The organism is Pontibacter beigongshangensis (genome assembly GCF_014332515.1).
In the GTDB taxonomy this organism is placed as follows: domain Bacteria; phylum Bacteroidota; class Bacteroidia; order Cytophagales; family Hymenobacteraceae; genus Pontibacter; species Pontibacter beigongshangensis.
Map to the genome: position 1 here is coordinate 52,646 of NZ_VFSD01000002.1, position 15,655 is coordinate 68,300.

Sequence of the window (15,655 nt, forward strand, 5' to 3'; positions counted from 1 at the left end):
CAAAAAGCCCCTCCGGAGCATCTGCCGCTGAGACTACATGCCTAAGCCCGACTCTATAGGATTCCAGCTTACTGCACTTTTGCCGGCTGCTGTGTAGGGTGATTTGCGGGAGGCTACCTGCACCAGGGTAATAATTCGTTCGCCCCGCAGCATGTGCAGGCGGGAGTTGTCGGCGAACACATCCAAAAGCGACTGCCCGAGTTGCTGCGGCACCTTGCCGAACTGGTGCAGCACCACCACCAGGCCTGTTCCTGCCACATCGTGTTCAGAAAGGCTATCGCGGAGAGAAGGCAGGGTATGGGCGTAGGTATCGGAAAAACGGAATTTTATTTTGAGGTCGGCATGCACGGCCGCTTCGTCTGACCAGTGGCTGCAATCCAAATCCAGCACCCGGTAGCGCTGGCCCCTGAACCAGAAAGTATCGGCTATCAGAATTTCTTTCGCCATGTAGAGACTAACCCAACCGTTCTGAAAAAGAATCCAGTCCAGCCTTTGCCACTCCTCCGGCACATTTCTGAAAACAGCCATAGCTCAGTTACTACAGAATTTGGTGCTTGTTGCTCAAAAGACCTTTTGAAAGCTGTGAATATAAATTTAGCCATTCCTGCATCATAAACCGACGCAAAACGCTGCAATTAAAGTTCTGAAAGCAGATTTGCCATTATTTATAATTTTGAATTTCTAATTTGACAAAGTCTCTCAGTCCTTTTGGCTGGCCATAAACAGCTTCTGCTTCTCTTCCTTTGATAGGCTTTCGTAGCCGGAGCTGGATATTTTGTCGAGAATCAGGTCGATCTCCGTTTGGCTTGGTTTGCCGGCAGCGTTTGCCTTCACGCCCCTGGCACCGTTCGCCACAGCTACTTTACTGCGCCGGTGTGTTACCTTTAGGTGTGGCCTGCGCGTGAAAAGGTTTGTAATAAAGTCGAGGAAAGCGTGAAGCGGCCGCCCCAGATCGCGGCCAGCCTGCAGTTGTTTTACAAAAATCCAGCCGAGCACGGCACCGCCCAGGTGCGCTATATTACCGCCCGCATTGTCTCCTACCGCCCCCGAAATCGAGAGTATTACCAGGAACAGGGCAATATACTTTATCCGAACCGGGCCAATCAGGATCAGGTTAAAGGTAAAGTTAGGCAGCAGTGTAGCCGCACCTACCACTATTGCCAGCACACTGGCCGAGGCTCCGATCATCACAGAGTCGAATGCCCGGGCAGCGAAAAAAGGAATCAGGTTATAGCTCAGCAGGTAAAGCAGTCCGCCGGCAATGCCGCCATACACATACAGGCTCAGCAGTTTCTTGTCGCCCAGGTACTCCCGTATCAGTTGGCCAAACCAGTACAGGTTCAGCATGTTGAAGATGATGTGCAGAAAACCTTCATGCGTAAAGAAGTACGTGATCAGCGTCCACGGGCGCGTAAGGAAGGTCATCGGGCTGGAGTGCAGCGCAACAAAACTCATCAGCGTATTATAGATCCCGGCATTGCTGCCCAGTACCAGAATCGTTCTGAGCACAATAAGCACCACAAAAACGATAATGTTAATCAGGATAAGCTGCTTCAGCGTGTTATTGGGCTGACGAAAGGCTTGTTTTATATCTTCAAGGATGTTCATTGTATATTAGATTTGTCGCGTTTTCAGAAGTTGCCGCGGTAATCGTTCCTCTGCCACATTTTTAAGAGTATATACGCAAAGAGCATTCCTCCCAGATGCGCAAAATGCGCCACATTATCGCCCGGCACCCGGTTAAAGCCTGAATATAACTCAAAAGCGCCGTAGAGCAGCACAAAATATTTCGCCTTTATCGGAAACGGAAAGAATAGCAGGAAGAGCTCCATATTCGGAAAGAGCATACCAAAGGCCATCAGAATCCCGAAAACAGCACCTGATGCCCCTACCAGCGGGGTGTTGAACATCCTGGTATAAACCTCACGCACCAGTTCTTTGGTTTTCTCAACATAACTGGGGTTATCCTCATTCCGGGCATAGGCAACCGCCAGGTTCTGGCCAGCGCCTTCTCCCAAGTGCTCCGTCATGTACTGATTAAAGCCGACAGGAGACGGAGCTTCCAGGTAGCGCACCGTATCGGCATGCAGCTCGTTCAGCTCGTAGGCTCTTACGCCTGAATACAGCAAACTGGCTCCCAGGCCGGTAATCAGGTAAAAAGCCAGGAAGCGCTGTGGCCCCCAGAACCGCTCCAGCAAGGGCCCGAATATAAACAAACTGAACATGTTGCTGAACAGGTGGCCCCAGCTGCCATGCATAAACATGTGCGTAAGCAGCTGCACCGGCTGAAAATAACTGGAACCGAAATGGTATAAGGCAAGCTGCCCTGTTGCAAACAGCCTGTCCTGCAAAATAAAAACGACCACATTAATGATCAGAATATTTCTGACCATTGGGGTTATGTTAAACATGCTTTATATGCTTCAAAGGTAAAAAATCAGCCTTTCAGAAAAAGATCATGCAGCTGGCCAAGCTCCATAATCACCAACGTTTTTTGCCCGCCCGGCGTGTAGTTTGGCACCTGGCAGGCAAAAAGCTTATCTACGAGCGAATTCATTTCCAGGTCCGACATCCGGAACGGCAGCCTCGAGGCCAGGCGTTTGGCCATGGCGCGTGCCAGATTCTCGCTTCGGTCTAGCTTCATGGAGGTTGCGTTGTTTTTATACTGTTCAATCAGCTCCTCCAGCAGTTGCTTCTCGTCGGCGGCCTGCACATCGGCCGGTATGCCGTTCAGGATAATGGTGTTGCCGCCAAACTCCTCAAACTGGAAGCCCATGTCCTTAAACTCAGCGGCGAGCTCTTTTATCAGCACGGCATCGCCCGGCGAGAGATCCACTGTCTGCGGGAAAAGCAGGGCCTGCGAGGCGCCCGTCTTTTTCTGCATGGAGCCAATGTATTTCTCGTACAGTATCCGCTCCTGAGCTGCCTGCTGGTCTATGATCATCACGCCCGACTTTACCTGCACCAGCAGGTACTTCTGATGAATCTGCAAAGCCTTGTTGGTAGCGGCAGGAATATGCGCGAAGGCATCGTCGAGCAAGCCAGTGGTTTCAGCCATGTCGGGTTGCTGCCCCTCTGCCCCTGGCTGCACCCGGGCCACCTCATACAAGGACTCCCATCCCTCTGATTTCATCCGTTTAGGGGAAGAAGGCGGGCTAAAGCCCGGGAAGCCGGAATCTTTCTCGAACTCATTCAGGCCGGGCTGCATCCGGATAGGCTGCAGTGGCGCAAAGTTAACGTCTCCTTCAAAATCGAGCGAAGGGGCAATGTTATGCGTTCCCAGGGCCTTTCTCACGGCGGCATGCACAATGGCATACACTGTTTTCTCGTCTTCGAACTTGATCTCGGTTTTGGTAGGGTGTACGTTTATATCGATCTTCTCCGGCTCAATATCAATAAAGAGCACATAAAACGGGTGGCTCTCTTTTGACAGCAGCCCTTCAAAGGCCGTCATCACAGCATGGTTCAGGTAGCCACTCTTTATAAAGCGGTTATTTACAAAGAAAAATTGCTCTCCCCTTGTTTTTTTGGCAAATTCAGGCTTTCCGATGTAGCCACGCACATTCAGAAACGAGGTATCTTCCTCGCAATAGGCCATCTGCTCTTTGTAGTTGTTGCCAAACAGGCCCACAATACGCTGGCTGAGCTTGGTGGCAGGCAGGTTAAACACCTCCAGGTCGTTATGAAACAACGACATGCTCACCTGCGGAAAGGCCAGCGCCACCCGCTGAAACTCATCGAGAATATGACGCATCTCCACTGCGTTTGTTTTCAGGAAGTTGCGGCGGGCCGGCACGTTATAGAACAGGTTTTTAACGGCTACAGAGGTTCCTTCCGGCACGGCGGCAGGTTCCTGGCTAACGAGCGCAGAGCCTTCTACGAGCAGGCGGGTGCCTGTTTCGGTACTGTGTGGCCTGGATTTAAGTTCTACCTGCGCCACGGCCGCTATCGAGGCCATCGCCTCTCCCCTGAAACCCATGGTCCGGATCCGGAACAGGTCTTCGGTAGAACTGATCTTGGAGGTGGCGTGGCGCTCCAGGCACATGCGGGCATCTGTCTCCGACATGCCGGATCCATTGTCCACCACCTGCACCAGTTGCTTGCCGGCATCTTTTACAATTAATTGAATGCTGGTGGCCCTGGCGTCTATCGCATTTTCGAGCAGTTCTTTCACCACCGATGCCGGCCGCTGCACCACCTCTCCGGCAGCAATCTGGTTGGCAAGGTAGTCAGGCAATAAATTTATTATGTCGGGCATCCGGTTTATCTGCTTCTCTCTGAAATCGTTCTGGTATCTAAATACGCCCTTTTTATAACGGCCAGGTTTTTGTGTATACTATTTTATCTAAAACAGAACTTATTCAGAATTAATTTTATTATTAAATTACAGACTGATTCAGAATAAGAAAGATAATCCTGTAGTTATTCCCGGTGCTATTACCTTTTGAAATAAGCAGCAAAAACCGTATTTTTTCTGTTGCAAAAAGACTTTTGCAACAGTTGCGGCACCTGAACACAGGTCTGCGTCACATCAGTCAGGATTTTAACTTTTTTCATAGATCAGTTCGTGCGGAGCAGCATTTTTCCGTTCTTTAAATGCTGCCTTCTGCAAAAATAGACTTAATTTCGACTTGTTCCAATAGTATAAATAGCAGTAGTAGGATGTTGAAGAGTTTCAGTTTAGGATTGTTGATACTTGCGTTCTTCGGAATGAGCTCCCTGACGGCCCTGAAGCCATCGGAAGATATTGTGGTGAGTTCGGAAGAGAAAAACTGGGTCGACAGCGTCTTTAACTCTCTTACCCCTGACCAGCGGCTGGGCCAGTTGTTTATGGTGGCCGCCTACTCTAACAAGGACGAAAAGCATTACCGCGAGTTGGATACTCTGGTGAGCCGCTGGGGCATTGGCGGACTTATGTTTCTGCAGGGCGGCCCTGTGCGGCAGGCCAAGCTTACCAACCGTTACCAATCGCAGGCAAAGCTGCCCCTGCTTATTGCCATGGATGCCGAGTGGGGCCTGAGCATGCGCCTCGACAGCAGCATGAACTTTGCCAAGCAAATGACCTTGGGAGCACTCGACGATGAAAAATACGTGTACCTGATGGGCCGCGAAATCGCCCTGAAGATGAAACGCATGGGCGTGAACGTGAGCTTCTCGCCTGTAATGGACGTGAACGTGAACCCGGCCAACCCGGTTATCGGCAACCGCTCTTTCGGGGAGTCTAAAGAAGAAGTTACCCGGCGGGGCATTGCCTACATAAAGGGCCTGCAGGACCATGGCATCATTGCCGTTGCCAAGCACTTCCCAGGCCACGGCGACACCGACACCGATTCGCACCTGGCCCTGCCTATAGTGCCGCACGACCTGCAGCGGCTCACGGAGGTAGAACTGTACCCCTTCAAAAAATCGTTTGATGCCGGCGTTATGGGCGTAATGGTAGCCCACTTATATCTGCCTCAGATAGACTCCACTAAAAACCTGGCCAGCACCCTCTCCTACCCACTGGTGACTACGCTCCTGAAAGAGAAGATGAAGTACAAAGGTCTTGTATTTACCGATGCCCTGAATATGAAAGGCGTGAGCAAATACTACAAACCAGGCGAGGTGGATGTAAAGGCACTTTTAGCAGGAAATGACATTCTGCTTTTCTCGGAGGACGTGCCAACTGCCACCAAGGAAATAAAGCAGGCACTTGCCAAAGGCCAGCTCAGCGAAGATGAGGTGTATCAGCGCGTGCGAAAAATCCTGCATGCCAAATACTGGGTAGGCCTGAACAGGTACAAGCCCGTACAGCTCGCCAACCTGCAGGAAGAAATTGACCGCCCGATGAGCAAAGTGGTGCAGGAACAGCTCTACGAGCATTCTATAACGGTAGTAAGAAACAAAGATTCGTTCCTGCCTTTCCGCAACCTCGACACACTGAGCATCGCTTCTGTGGCTGTAGGCGCTCCGGCTGGCAATGTTTTCCAGAAAACGCTAGGCAACTACGCTCCCATCACCAATTTTGTCATTCCCAACCGGATGGCCCCGGACTCGGCCTTCTACAAGATTATTCCCGAACTGCGCGACCATGATGTGGTGGTGGTGAGCATCCATAACATGAACTTTACGGCCTCCAATAATTTTGGCATCGGCGTAGGCACGCGCGCCTTCATAAAATTCCTGCAGGAGCGCACCGACAAGAAAGTGGTGGTGGCCGTAATGGGCAATGCGTATAGCCTTAAATTCTTTGAAGGCAGCGACTGGCTTCTGTGCGGCTACGAAGACAATACTGTGTCGCAGTTGTTTGTGCCACAGGTGTTGTTCGGGGCGCGTAGCGCCAGTGGCAAGCTTCCTGTTACCGCTTCTGCCAATTTTAAGGCAGGCACCGGTATCACAACCCCCATCATCGACCGCCTGAAGTATGGTGTGCCCGAAAGCGTAGGAATGGACTCCAGAAAACTACAGCAGATAGACAATATAGCCCTTGAAGCCATTGCCTATGCTGCCACACCAGGTTGCCAGGTACTGGTGGTAAAAGATGGCACTGTGGTTTTTAACAAGTCTTACGGCCATTACACCTACGAGAAGGAAACGCCTGTAACAAACAACACGGTTTACGACATCGCTTCCATTACCAAAGTAGGCGCTACGCTGCAGGCGGTCATGTTCCTGAAGGATCAGGACAAAATCAAGCTCAACGAAAAGATATCCACTTACCTGCCTGAGCTAAAAGGTACCAACAAGGAAGGGCTTATTATACGTGACCTCCTGACGCATCATGCAGGCCTGCAGTCTACGCTGGCACACTGGCAAAAAACACTCGACTCTAAAAAATTGCTGAACCAGACCTTCTATGCCAGCACCCAGACCGATGTTTTCCCGAACGAGGTAATTCCGGGAGTGTACTCTATTAAATCGATGGAGGACTCGCTGTGGGCCTGGACGGTTCGGTCGCCTTTGCTGCCGAAAAAGAAAGGAGCCAAAACCTTTGAGTACAAATACAGCGACCTGGGCTTTTATATTCTGAAACGCATGTCGGAGCGCCTGCTCAACCAGCCGATCAATGAGTTTCTGGATCAGAACTTTTATGCACCGCTTGGCCTGAGCACCATGGGATATACGCCCCTGCTCCAGCACCCGCGCGAGATGATCGCCCCAACCGAAGATGACAGCTACTTCCGTAAGAACCTGATCTGGGGAACCGTGCACGATCAGGGAGCCGCCATGATGGGAGGCGTAGGTGGCCATGCCGGCCTGTTCTCTAATGCCAACGACCTGGCCATACTCATGCAGATGAACCTGCAGAACGGCTCTTACGGCGGGCACAAATACTTTAAAACGAACGTTGTGCCGGAATTTTCTAAAAAGCAATTAGCAGATAGCCGCCGCGGCCTGGGCTGGGACAAACCGGAGCCGGATGGCAACGGCCCGACATCCGACATGGCCCCGCTGAGCACCTTTGGGCATACCGGTTTTACCGGCACCTGTGCCTGGGTCGATCCTGAAAACAAGCTGATTTATATCTTCCTGTCTAACAGGGTTTATCCTGATGCTGGCAACACCAAGCTCGTAAAATACAATATCCGTACACGCATACACGATGTGGTGTACAGATCCATTGTTCCTAAAACATAATCGTTTAAACTTCTGACAAAGCGCTGCATTTAAATGCTGCGCTTTTGTTATTTCTAGCCAACAAATCTATGAGAATCGGCATTGTCTGTTATCCTACCTTCGGAGGAAGCGGTGTGGTAGCCACAGAACTCGGTAAAGCCCTGGCACTAAAGGGGCACCAGGTACACTTTATAACATATAGTCAGCCGGCCCGGCTCGACTTTTTTAACCAGAATCTTTTTTATCACGAGGTGTTTGTGCCTACGTACCCACTGTTTCAGTACGCACCTTACGAGTTGGCGCTGTCGAGTAAGATGGTAGATATCGTAAAGTTCGAGAAGCTCGATGTGCTGCACGTGCACTATGCCATCCCGCATGCCTCTGCAGCTTATATGGCCAAGCAGATCCTGAAAACACACGGTGTGAATATTCCGGTTATCACGACATTGCACGGTACCGACATTACGCTGGTAGGCAAAGACCCCTCTTTTGAGCCGGTAGTAACCTTCAGTATTAACCAGTCGGATGGTGTAACGGCGGTTTCCAGCAGCCTTCGCGACGAAACCTATGCCTACTTCCAGATTGAAAAAGACATTAAGGTTATTCCCAACTTTATAAACCTGGAAAAATTTAAGCGCCAGAAGAAAGAGCATTTTCGCATGGCTATCAGTCCCAACGAAGAGAAGCTGCTCGTCCACACTTCTAATTTCCGGTCGGTAAAGCGTGTGGAGGATGTGATCAGGATATTTGCAGCCGTGCGCCGGCAAATCCCCTCCAAGCTCTTGCTTGTTGGCGATGGCCCCGACCGGCCCCGCATGGAGAAACTGTGCCGGGAATTGAAAATCTGCCACGATGTTCGCTTTCTGGGTAAAATGGAGGCCGTGGAGGAAGTGCTCTCCATTGCGGACCTCTTCCTGATGCCATCCGAGAAAGAAAGCTTCGGTCTGGCAGCCCTGGAGGCCATGGCCTGCGAGGTTCCTGTTGTTTCTTCTAACGCCGGTGGCATACCCGAGTTAAACATACACGGGGTTACAGGTTTCACCAGCGCCGTGGGCGATGTGGAGGACATGGTAAAAAACGCCCTCATCATCCTGAAAGATGAGAACCTGGCCACCTTCAAGGCAAATGCCCTGGCCAGGGCACACGAGTTTGATGTGGACAAGATCCTGCCTCAGTACGAAGCCTATTACCAGAGCGTGATAAACGAACAACTCGCCCTGCTATAAGCATCTGCAGGAGCGAAAGAACCTCCGGAGGGGCCTTTTGATTGGAATAATTTGTTTAAGGTGCTGATTAGGCAATTGCTGGATGGTTAAATTGCTTAATTGTTAAATGGTTGATTTTATCAATTTGAAGAATTGGAGATGAATGAACAGAGCAGGCTTTAAATATATCAGCTCCTAACTCTTTCCATTTAATGGCATGAGATCCGGACTCAAACAAGAACATCTAACAACTAACATCTGAGAAGAGCAGCAGGAGCAGCAGAACCTCCGGAGGGGCTTTTTGATTGGAATAATTCAAAGCATTTCACGATCTTTAACCTCCGGCACTTCCGGTTTTAACGTTTGAAACCAAAATCTGCAGGCTGCCATAACATGCTCCCCTGTTTTGTGCCGGATAGCGACAGCGACACAACTTGCCGGAATTTGCTTCACCTTTTCTACAAAGAATAAAAAGTCATGTATCGTGATACGTGTGCTGTTTTTCTTAAGGTGATGCAGTTTCTGATTCCGGTAAGTTGTGTCGCTATCTATGCATTTCGGGGTAGTTACCTAAAAAAACACATCATGGCCTGGCGCTGACATGTAGTCTGGCTGAGAAATTCAAAACTTACATTAAAAATCCGGCACATTATTCGTAGCCGGTTTTTTTATCTGCTATCTTTACTGGCTAATAGCCCTCGCGGGCAACCAGTAACGCTTGCTCAAACCGGCACCCATACTCCTGCAACCTTCGGGGGTACTCAAATCTGGTGAAGGCAGCTTGTATCACCCTTAAAATAATAGGAAACGGCCTAATTTTTATGAGTAAAGACAAATACTTCATCATCGACTTCGACAGCACCTTTACACAGGTTGAAGCGCTGGATGAGTTAGGAGAAATTACACTGCAGGATGATGAGAATAAAAATCAGATCCTGACAGAGATTAAAAACATCACCAACAGTGCTATGGATGGCAACAGCTCCTTCACCGAGGGCCTGTCCAGACGTTTGTCGTTGCTCCAGGCAAATCAGAAGCACCTGAACCCGCTTATTGCCCGCTTAAAAAACAGAGTATCCAACTCCATCAGCCGAAACAAGCAGTTCTTCGAAGAATTTGCCGACAATATCTATATTGTATCCAGCGGCTTCAAGGAGTTTATCACGCCTATTGTAACGGAGTATGGCATTAAAGAAGAGAATATCTATGCCAACACCTTCCTTTACGATGAGCAGGGAAACATTATCGGCTTTGATAAAGAAAATGTACTTAGTCTGGACAAAGGCAAAATAAAGCTTCTGGAAACCCTGGCCCTGGAAGGCGATGTGTATGTACTGGGCGATGGCTACACCGACTACGAGATAAAAGAAGCCGGCCTGGCAAACAAGTTTTATGCTTTCACCGAGAACATCAGCCGCGACAATGTAGTGGCCAAGGCGGAGCATATTGCACCAAGCCTTGATGAGTTCCTTTACCAGAATAAATTACCTATGGCCATCTCCTATCCTAAAAACCGCATCAGTGTGCTGCTGCTCGAAAACATCCACCCGAAAGCAGTGGAGCTGTTCAAGCACGAAGGTTACCAGGTAGAAATTATGGCTGGTGCCCTGAGCGAAGATGAGCTTTGTGAGCGCATCAAAAATGTGTCGATACTGGGTATCCGGTCTAAAACGCATGTTACCAAGCGTGTGCTGGAGCATGCCAATAAACTGATGTGCGTGGGCGCCTTCTGCATCGGCACCAACCAGATAGACCTGCCTGCCTGCACCGATGCCGGCGTAGCTGTGTTCAACGCCCCGTACAGCAACACCCGCAGTGTGGTAGAGCTTGCCATCGGCCAGATTATCATGCTGAACCGCAACATCACCGAGAAGAGCATAAAGATGCACCGGGGCGAGTGGGACAAATCGGCTCACGGCAGCTTTGAAGTGCGCGACAAAAAACTGGGTATTGTAGGCTATGGCAACATTGGCTCCCAACTCTCTGTGCTGGCCGAAGCCATGGGCATGGAGGTGTACTACTACGACATTGTGGAGAAGCTGCAGCTGGGCAATGCCCGCAAATGCGCCACGCTGAAGCAGCTGCTCGAAATCTGCGACATTGTGAGCTTGCACGTAGATGGCCGTCCGTACAACAAGAACATGTTCGGCGAAGATGAATTTGCAGCCATGAAAGATGGCTCTATTTTCCTGAACCTGAGCCGCGGGCATGTGGTAGATATCGATGCGCTGGTAGCAGCCCTTAAATCAGGGAAAGTAAAAGGTGCCGCCGTGGATGTGTTCCCGGAAGAGCCTGCCACCAACAAAGAAGAATTTGTAAGCGAGCTGAGAGGCCTGCCAAACGTGATCCTGACTCCGCATATTGGCGGTAGCACCAGCGAGGCGCAGGAGAACATTGCCAACTTCGTTCCCAACCGCATCATGGACTATATCAACTCTGGCAATACCTACCAGAGCGTGAACTTCCCGAACATTCAGCTGCCTGAACTCAACAATGCGCACCGCCTCATACACCTGCACGCCAACGTGCCGGGCGTACTGGCCAGCATCAACAGCGTACTGGCCAGCAACCATGTAAACATTCTGGGGCAGTACCTGAAAACCAACGAGCAGATCGGCTATGTGATCACAGACATCGACAAGGCCTACGATAAGGAACTGATCAACGAGCTGAAGAGCATCGCGGCCACCATTAAGTTCAGAATCCTCTACTAATTAATTGTTGGTTGTTAATTGTTGATTGCTGCTTTAGGTGATTGTTAAATAATTTTTCTCCTTAAGTGCACAAATTTTTATAGGCACTAAGTTGAAATAATATTCATTTGATGATTTTACCTTACAGCAATCAACAATTCAGCAATTAACAATCAACAACCATTAAACCAAAATGACGAACAAAGTCTTTTTTACGCCCGGTCCGTCTGAGCTTTATCCTACGGTGCCGCAGCACATGGCGGCGGCCATGGCCAATAAGATTGGCAGCATCTCGCACCGTAGCCAGCAGTTTAAGGATATTTATGCGCATGCTGTAACCGGTTTGCGCGAATTGCTGCAACTGCCAGACAATTTCGAGATTTTGCTGCTCTCATCGGCCAACGAAATCTGGGAGCGCGCTATTCAGAACACCGTGGAGCAGGAGAGCTTCCATTTGGTGAACGGTTCTTTTTCGAAGCGTTTTTATGAGATCTCTAAGGAGCTGGGACGGAACGCGACCAAGCACGAGGTTGCTTTTGGCGAAGGCTTTGAAGTAGACCAGATCGAGGTGCCTGCCACAGCCGAACTGGTAGCCTTGGTGCAGAACGAGACCAGCTCAGGCGCTTCGCTGCCAGTTGCTGCCATTAACGCCCTGCGTGAAAAAGTTGGGCCGGAGCCGCTGTTCTTTGTTGATGCCGTATCGTCTATGCCACACCCGGCTTTTGATTACAGCAAAATAGACTCGGTTTATTTTTCGGTGCAGAAGTGTTTTGGCCTGCCTGCTGGCCTGGGTGTTTGGATTCTGAATGAGCGTTGTATTGCCAAAGCAGAGGCTTTGCAAGCGAAAGGTTTGTCGGTAGGCTCATACCACAGCATTCCGTCGCTGCTGCCAAAAGCAAAAGCATATCAGACCCCGGAAACACCGAACGTGCTCAACATTTACCTGCTGGGCCATGTGGTGGAAGAGATGAACAAGAAGGGCGTAGACACCATTCGCCAGGAAACAGAAGCCAAGGCCAAACTGATCTACGAGTATATAGCCAGCAGCGGGAACTTTGACATAGCTGTGCAAAATGAGGTGCATCGCTCTGTAACCACTATCATTGCCAATACCAAGGTACCCGCCTCGGATGTGATCAAGCGTCTTGCCCCTTTCGATATGGCGGTGGGCAGCGGCTACGGCAGCTACAAAGAAAGCCAGATCCGGATCGCCAACTTCCCGGCACACTCGCTTAGCCAGGTGCAGGCGCTGGTGTATAAGCTGAAGGAACTAGTAGGTTAGAAAGTTAGAGAAGTTAATTTAGAAAATTTTGAGAGGCAGAGAGGTGGCGGCTATGGTTGCTGGCTTTCTGCCTCTTTAGTTTTCTACCGCCACCACTGCCTTCTAACCCTGACAAAAAAATGGCTTAACGGCTTTGGAAGGCCATTTTTATTCGAATAATTCCCCTAGGCCTGTTCAGCATCGTTAGCAGCTAAAAGCTCCTGATACATTTTCTCCTGCTTCTTATAAGACCACAGTCCGTACCACACACCACTGGCACCTGACATAAGAGTTTGCGTTACAAACTTGGCAACTTCTATGTTAGCCAGCTTAAATTCTATTGCCCAGAAGTATCCAGGAATTATTACTGCTAGTCCTACCCCACCGCACAAAGTTACATATTGCCACTTCCGCTGTCGCCACTTGTTCCAGAATTTCATGAACTTCTGATTTCTTTCTTCTAGCCGGTTCATAGCTGTAACTGCTGGTGCTTACATCAAATTATTCGAATGAAAAAGGCCTTCCGAATCGATTTATACCGGTTCTGTTGCTGTCGCCCCTCCAGACGCTCGCAGGAGCTGCGCACGCTGCGAGGTCTTCCTTACACCACAGCAACTTTCTAACTTAAAAAACCTCCCGCATCTCCTGCTTCACGGCCTGAATGGCAGCGGCGGTGGGGTCTGCCTCAGAGACCAGGATAGACTCCAGAATGCGTTTGGCCAGATCGGCTCCGCGTGCGCCTTCAGGCAGTTCGTGGTAGGTTCTGTTTATCAGGTTCACCACTTCCTCGCGGGTCTGCCTTACCTGCTGCCACACCGCATCGCTCATATACACCTGCTGCGACATGTTGTGGTTAAACTCGTTTCGGATCTCGGAGAGCAGCACCTGGTGGTACTCCGAGGCTGTTTGCCCCACACTGCTTACGCGCAGCAGCATGTTGGCAGGCGTTATGCGCTCCAGCAACAGTACCACCCGCTCGTAGGCATGCAGCCGCACCGGCAGGGTAATGGCATCTTTATGCAGCCGCACCCCCAGCATCCGGATCTGGCGCATGTTCTTCAGGTGTTTCTCCAGCATGACCAGAAACCAAACCAGAACGGCGATTACAAGTAAAACAGGAATAATATAAGTGAAGATTAAGAAGGAATTCATCAGGCTGTCTGTTTTCAGAGGTTCACACAAACGGTAACGGGGATAAATATCGTAAAAATTTAATTAACAGGCAGGAATCATTTCAGGGCCGGATCTGTTGCCTTAACGGAAGGGCAGCCTTTTAAGAACAGAAATAATTTAGTATATTTCTATAAATTTGCACTTCAGAAAAATAAGAGAACATGACAACAGATACAAAAACAGCACCCATCATGCTTACAGAGAAAGCTTTGGCTGAGGTTAGAAATATAATGAAGGACAAAAACGTACCGGCAGAATATGGCTTGCGCGTTGGGGTGCAGGGCGGCGGCTGCTCCGGCATGTCGTATCTTTTAGGTTTCGACAAAGCAAAAGACTCTGACGAGATTTATGCCGTGGAAGACATTAAGCTGATCATGGATAAAAAACACGCCATGTACGTATTGGGCATGCAGGTCGATTTCCAGGATGGCTTAAATGCCCGTGGATTTACCTTCAGCAACCCGCAGGCTAAAAGCACTTGTGGTTGCGGCACTTCTTTCTCTGCCTAAAAATACCTTTCTTCAAAAGCAAGTAGGCCCGGCTGCAAAGCCGGGCCTACTTGCTTTTGAAATGTCTGAATCAGAATTTCAGATGGAGCAGCCTGCAGCTTCACAATTATTCTAATAAAAAACGCCCTCCTGATGTTAGCTGTTCTGCTGATGCTGCTGGCTTCATATTCCATTCAAAAAGTTTTGTGCCTAAAGTTTAAAAGGTTCTGGTCATGCTGGCCGGTACTACCAGAATGAAATCGGCCTTCTGCTTATGCTCTGCCTGCAGCTTGTCCAGGTTGTCTTGCAGCACAGTGGTGATGGTGAGTACGCTTGTATTTGGCTGTGCCTGCTGCAGGTACCAGCCTATTCCTTCAAAATTATCGGAGTGGTAGGCGCCGTTGAGGTGCAGTAGCCTGTGCCCCGCCTGCACCTGCCGCAGGATAAAGTGGGCCATCGTGGCATCTTTCAGCGCCTGTGCCTGCACCACGTTTTCGGCTTTGGCATGGCCATGGGGGCCGCTCCCGAACATAGAGAGCATGTTTTTGTACCCGGACAGGTTCATTTCTACTGAAACAGGCAGAGGCGCCATGTAGGCTTTTGCTGCTTCCGACACGCCTTCCAGGGCAGCCAGGCCCCCACCCGATACCATGGCCGCATACCGGCGGGGCACGTTGGTGGCCACCACGGGCACCTTATTGTCTTTAGCGAAGCGAACCACAGGCTTGTAGTCTGTTTTGTAATTGGGCCAGGGCCTGGCCTCCTGCTCAAAATTAGTTTCCGGCACCTGCCCCGCCAGGTACTCGTTCAGCACCAGTTGCACGTCGGCCTCAAACATCTCAGCTCCGATCGCAAACCTGCCCTGATGCGCTTTATTCAAATCTTTGGCCACTTCCAGCTGCAGCCAGTGCGCAATCGGGTCGTTGTGCTGCTCTCCAAACAGTACCACCTGCGCCTCCTGCAGCCTCGACAGCATTTTGCCATAGCTTACCTCTTGGCCGGCTTTCGTAAACAGGCGGTAGGCAGGTTTGTCGTTGCTTTGGGCAGAAGCGGTAGCACTTGCAACCAGCAACAAAAGCGAGAGCAGGATTTGAAGCATTTCCATGTAGCGGTTTAATTTCAGGAACACGAAAGTATATGTTGTCAGTATTATTCAAACTTACAAGAAATGGTCCTTAAACAAATATCCCCTAAAAATTGCAGGAGAAGCGGCAAAAGCTCCGGAGGGCCATTTTTATT

12 protein-coding genes are annotated in these 15,655 nt (G+C 50.0%); 5 read left to right on the plus strand and 7 right to left on the minus strand.

The features are described 5' to 3' along the window. Window positions 1-33: 33 nt before the first annotated feature. The 4 genes from FJM74_RS02360 to mutL all read right to left on the minus strand — a co-directional run bounded on the left by FJM74_RS02360 (window position 34) and on the right by mutL (window position 4,258). Window positions 34-528: a barstar family protein gene (locus FJM74_RS02360; RefSeq protein ID WP_187260962.1), complete on the minus strand. Its 495-nt coding sequence runs from the start codon at window positions 526-528 to the stop codon at window positions 34-36. Window positions 529-699: 171 nt separating this feature from the next. Beyond that, entirely contained in the window at window positions 700-1,608 is a 909-nt protein-coding gene (locus tag FJM74_RS02365; RefSeq protein ID WP_187260963.1) for a rhomboid family protein, read from the minus strand. A gap of 23 nt (window positions 1,609-1,631) precedes the next feature. Further along, entirely contained in the window at window positions 1,632-2,411 is a 780-nt protein-coding gene (locus FJM74_RS02370; RefSeq protein WP_187260964.1) for a rhomboid family intramembrane serine protease, read from the minus strand. 26 nt (window positions 2,412-2,437) lie between these two features. Then, the gene (gene mutL, locus FJM74_RS02375) at window positions 2,438-4,258 is read right to left on the minus strand and encodes a DNA mismatch repair endonuclease MutL (RefSeq protein WP_187260965.1); all 1,821 of its coding nucleotides are present in this window, start codon (window positions 4,256-4,258) and stop codon (window positions 2,438-2,440) included. A gap of 452 nt (window positions 4,259-4,710) precedes the next feature. On the opposite strand from mutL, the gene FJM74_RS02380 reads away from it, so the two are divergent. The 4 genes from FJM74_RS02380 (at window position 4,711) to FJM74_RS02395 (ending at window position 12,776) form a co-directional block, all read left to right on the plus strand. Next, complete coding sequence (locus tag FJM74_RS02380) at window positions 4,711-7,617, plus strand: glycoside hydrolase family 3 N-terminal domain-containing protein (RefSeq protein ID WP_187260966.1); 2,907 nt, start codon at window positions 4,711-4,713, stop codon at window positions 7,615-7,617. Window positions 7,618-7,685: 68 nt separating this feature from the next. Next, window positions 7,686-8,822, plus strand: a complete 1,137-nt coding sequence (gene bshA / locus FJM74_RS02385; protein ID WP_187260967.1) for an N-acetyl-alpha-D-glucosaminyl L-malate synthase BshA — start codon at window positions 7,686-7,688, stop codon at window positions 8,820-8,822. A gap of 800 nt (window positions 8,823-9,622) precedes the next feature. Continuing rightward, window positions 9,623-11,515: a phosphoglycerate dehydrogenase gene (serA, locus tag FJM74_RS02390; protein ID WP_187260968.1), complete on the plus strand. Its 1,893-nt coding sequence runs from the start codon at window positions 9,623-9,625 to the stop codon at window positions 11,513-11,515. A 172-nt stretch (window positions 11,516-11,687) separates the two neighbouring features. Next, the gene (locus tag FJM74_RS02395) at window positions 11,688-12,776 is read left to right on the plus strand and encodes an aminotransferase class V-fold PLP-dependent enzyme (RefSeq protein WP_187260969.1); all 1,089 of its coding nucleotides are present in this window, start codon (window positions 11,688-11,690) and stop codon (window positions 12,774-12,776) included. A 164-nt stretch (window positions 12,777-12,940) separates the two neighbouring features. On the opposite strand, the gene FJM74_RS02400 is transcribed toward FJM74_RS02395, so the two are convergent. Together FJM74_RS02400 and FJM74_RS02405 are read right to left on the minus strand one after the other, a co-directional pair. Next, window positions 12,941-13,228: a hypothetical protein gene (locus FJM74_RS02400; protein ID WP_187260970.1), complete on the minus strand. Its 288-nt coding sequence runs from the start codon at window positions 13,226-13,228 to the stop codon at window positions 12,941-12,943. Between the two features lie 151 nt (window positions 13,229-13,379). Then, complete coding sequence (locus tag FJM74_RS02405; RefSeq protein ID WP_187260971.1) at window positions 13,380-13,907, minus strand: DUF7935 family protein; 528 nt, start codon at window positions 13,905-13,907, stop codon at window positions 13,380-13,382. A gap of 182 nt (window positions 13,908-14,089) precedes the next feature. Between FJM74_RS02405 and FJM74_RS02410 the strand changes: the two genes are divergently transcribed. Next, window positions 14,090-14,437: a HesB/IscA family protein gene (locus FJM74_RS02410; RefSeq protein ID WP_187260972.1), complete on the plus strand. Its 348-nt coding sequence runs from the start codon at window positions 14,090-14,092 to the stop codon at window positions 14,435-14,437. 196 nt (window positions 14,438-14,633) lie between these two features. On the opposite strand, the gene FJM74_RS02415 is transcribed toward FJM74_RS02410, so the two are convergent. Further along, window positions 14,634-15,521, minus strand: coding sequence for a ChaN family lipoprotein (locus FJM74_RS02415; RefSeq protein ID WP_241738910.1), 888 nt, complete (start codon window positions 15,519-15,521; stop codon window positions 14,634-14,636). Between the last annotated feature and the right edge of the window lie 134 nt (window positions 15,522-15,655).

Coding starts and splice junctions, on each gene's coding strand:
- FJM74_RS02410 (WP_187260972.1), top strand. CDS start 14,090: ATGACAACAGATACAAAAACAGCACCCATCATGCTTACAGAGAAAGCT.
- FJM74_RS02415 (WP_241738910.1), bottom strand. CDS start 15,521: ATGGAAATGCTTCAAATCCTGCTCTCGCTTTTGTTGCTGGTTGCAAGT.
- mutL (WP_187260965.1), bottom strand. CDS start 4,258: ATGCCCGACATAATAAATTTATTGCCTGACTACCTTGCCAACCAGATT.
- FJM74_RS02395 (WP_187260969.1), top strand. CDS start 11,688: ATGACGAACAAAGTCTTTTTTACGCCCGGTCCGTCTGAGCTTTATCCT.
- FJM74_RS02400 (WP_187260970.1), bottom strand. CDS start 13,228: ATGAACCGGCTAGAAGAAAGAAATCAGAAGTTCATGAAATTCTGGAAC.
- FJM74_RS02365 (WP_187260963.1), bottom strand. CDS start 1,608: ATGAACATCCTTGAAGATATAAAACAAGCCTTTCGTCAGCCCAATAAC.
- FJM74_RS02360 (WP_187260962.1), bottom strand. CDS start 528: ATGGCTGTTTTCAGAAATGTGCCGGAGGAGTGGCAAAGGCTGGACTGG.
- FJM74_RS02370 (WP_187260964.1), bottom strand. CDS start 2,411: ATGTTTAACATAACCCCAATGGTCAGAAATATTCTGATCATTAATGTG.
- serA (WP_187260968.1), top strand. CDS start 9,623: ATGAGTAAAGACAAATACTTCATCATCGACTTCGACAGCACCTTTACA.
- FJM74_RS02380 (WP_187260966.1), top strand. CDS start 4,711: ATGAGCTCCCTGACGGCCCTGAAGCCATCGGAAGATATTGTGGTGAGT.
- FJM74_RS02405 (WP_187260971.1), bottom strand. CDS start 13,907: ATGAATTCCTTCTTAATCTTCACTTATATTATTCCTGTTTTACTTGTA.
- bshA (WP_187260967.1), top strand. CDS start 7,686: ATGAGAATCGGCATTGTCTGTTATCCTACCTTCGGAGGAAGCGGTGTG.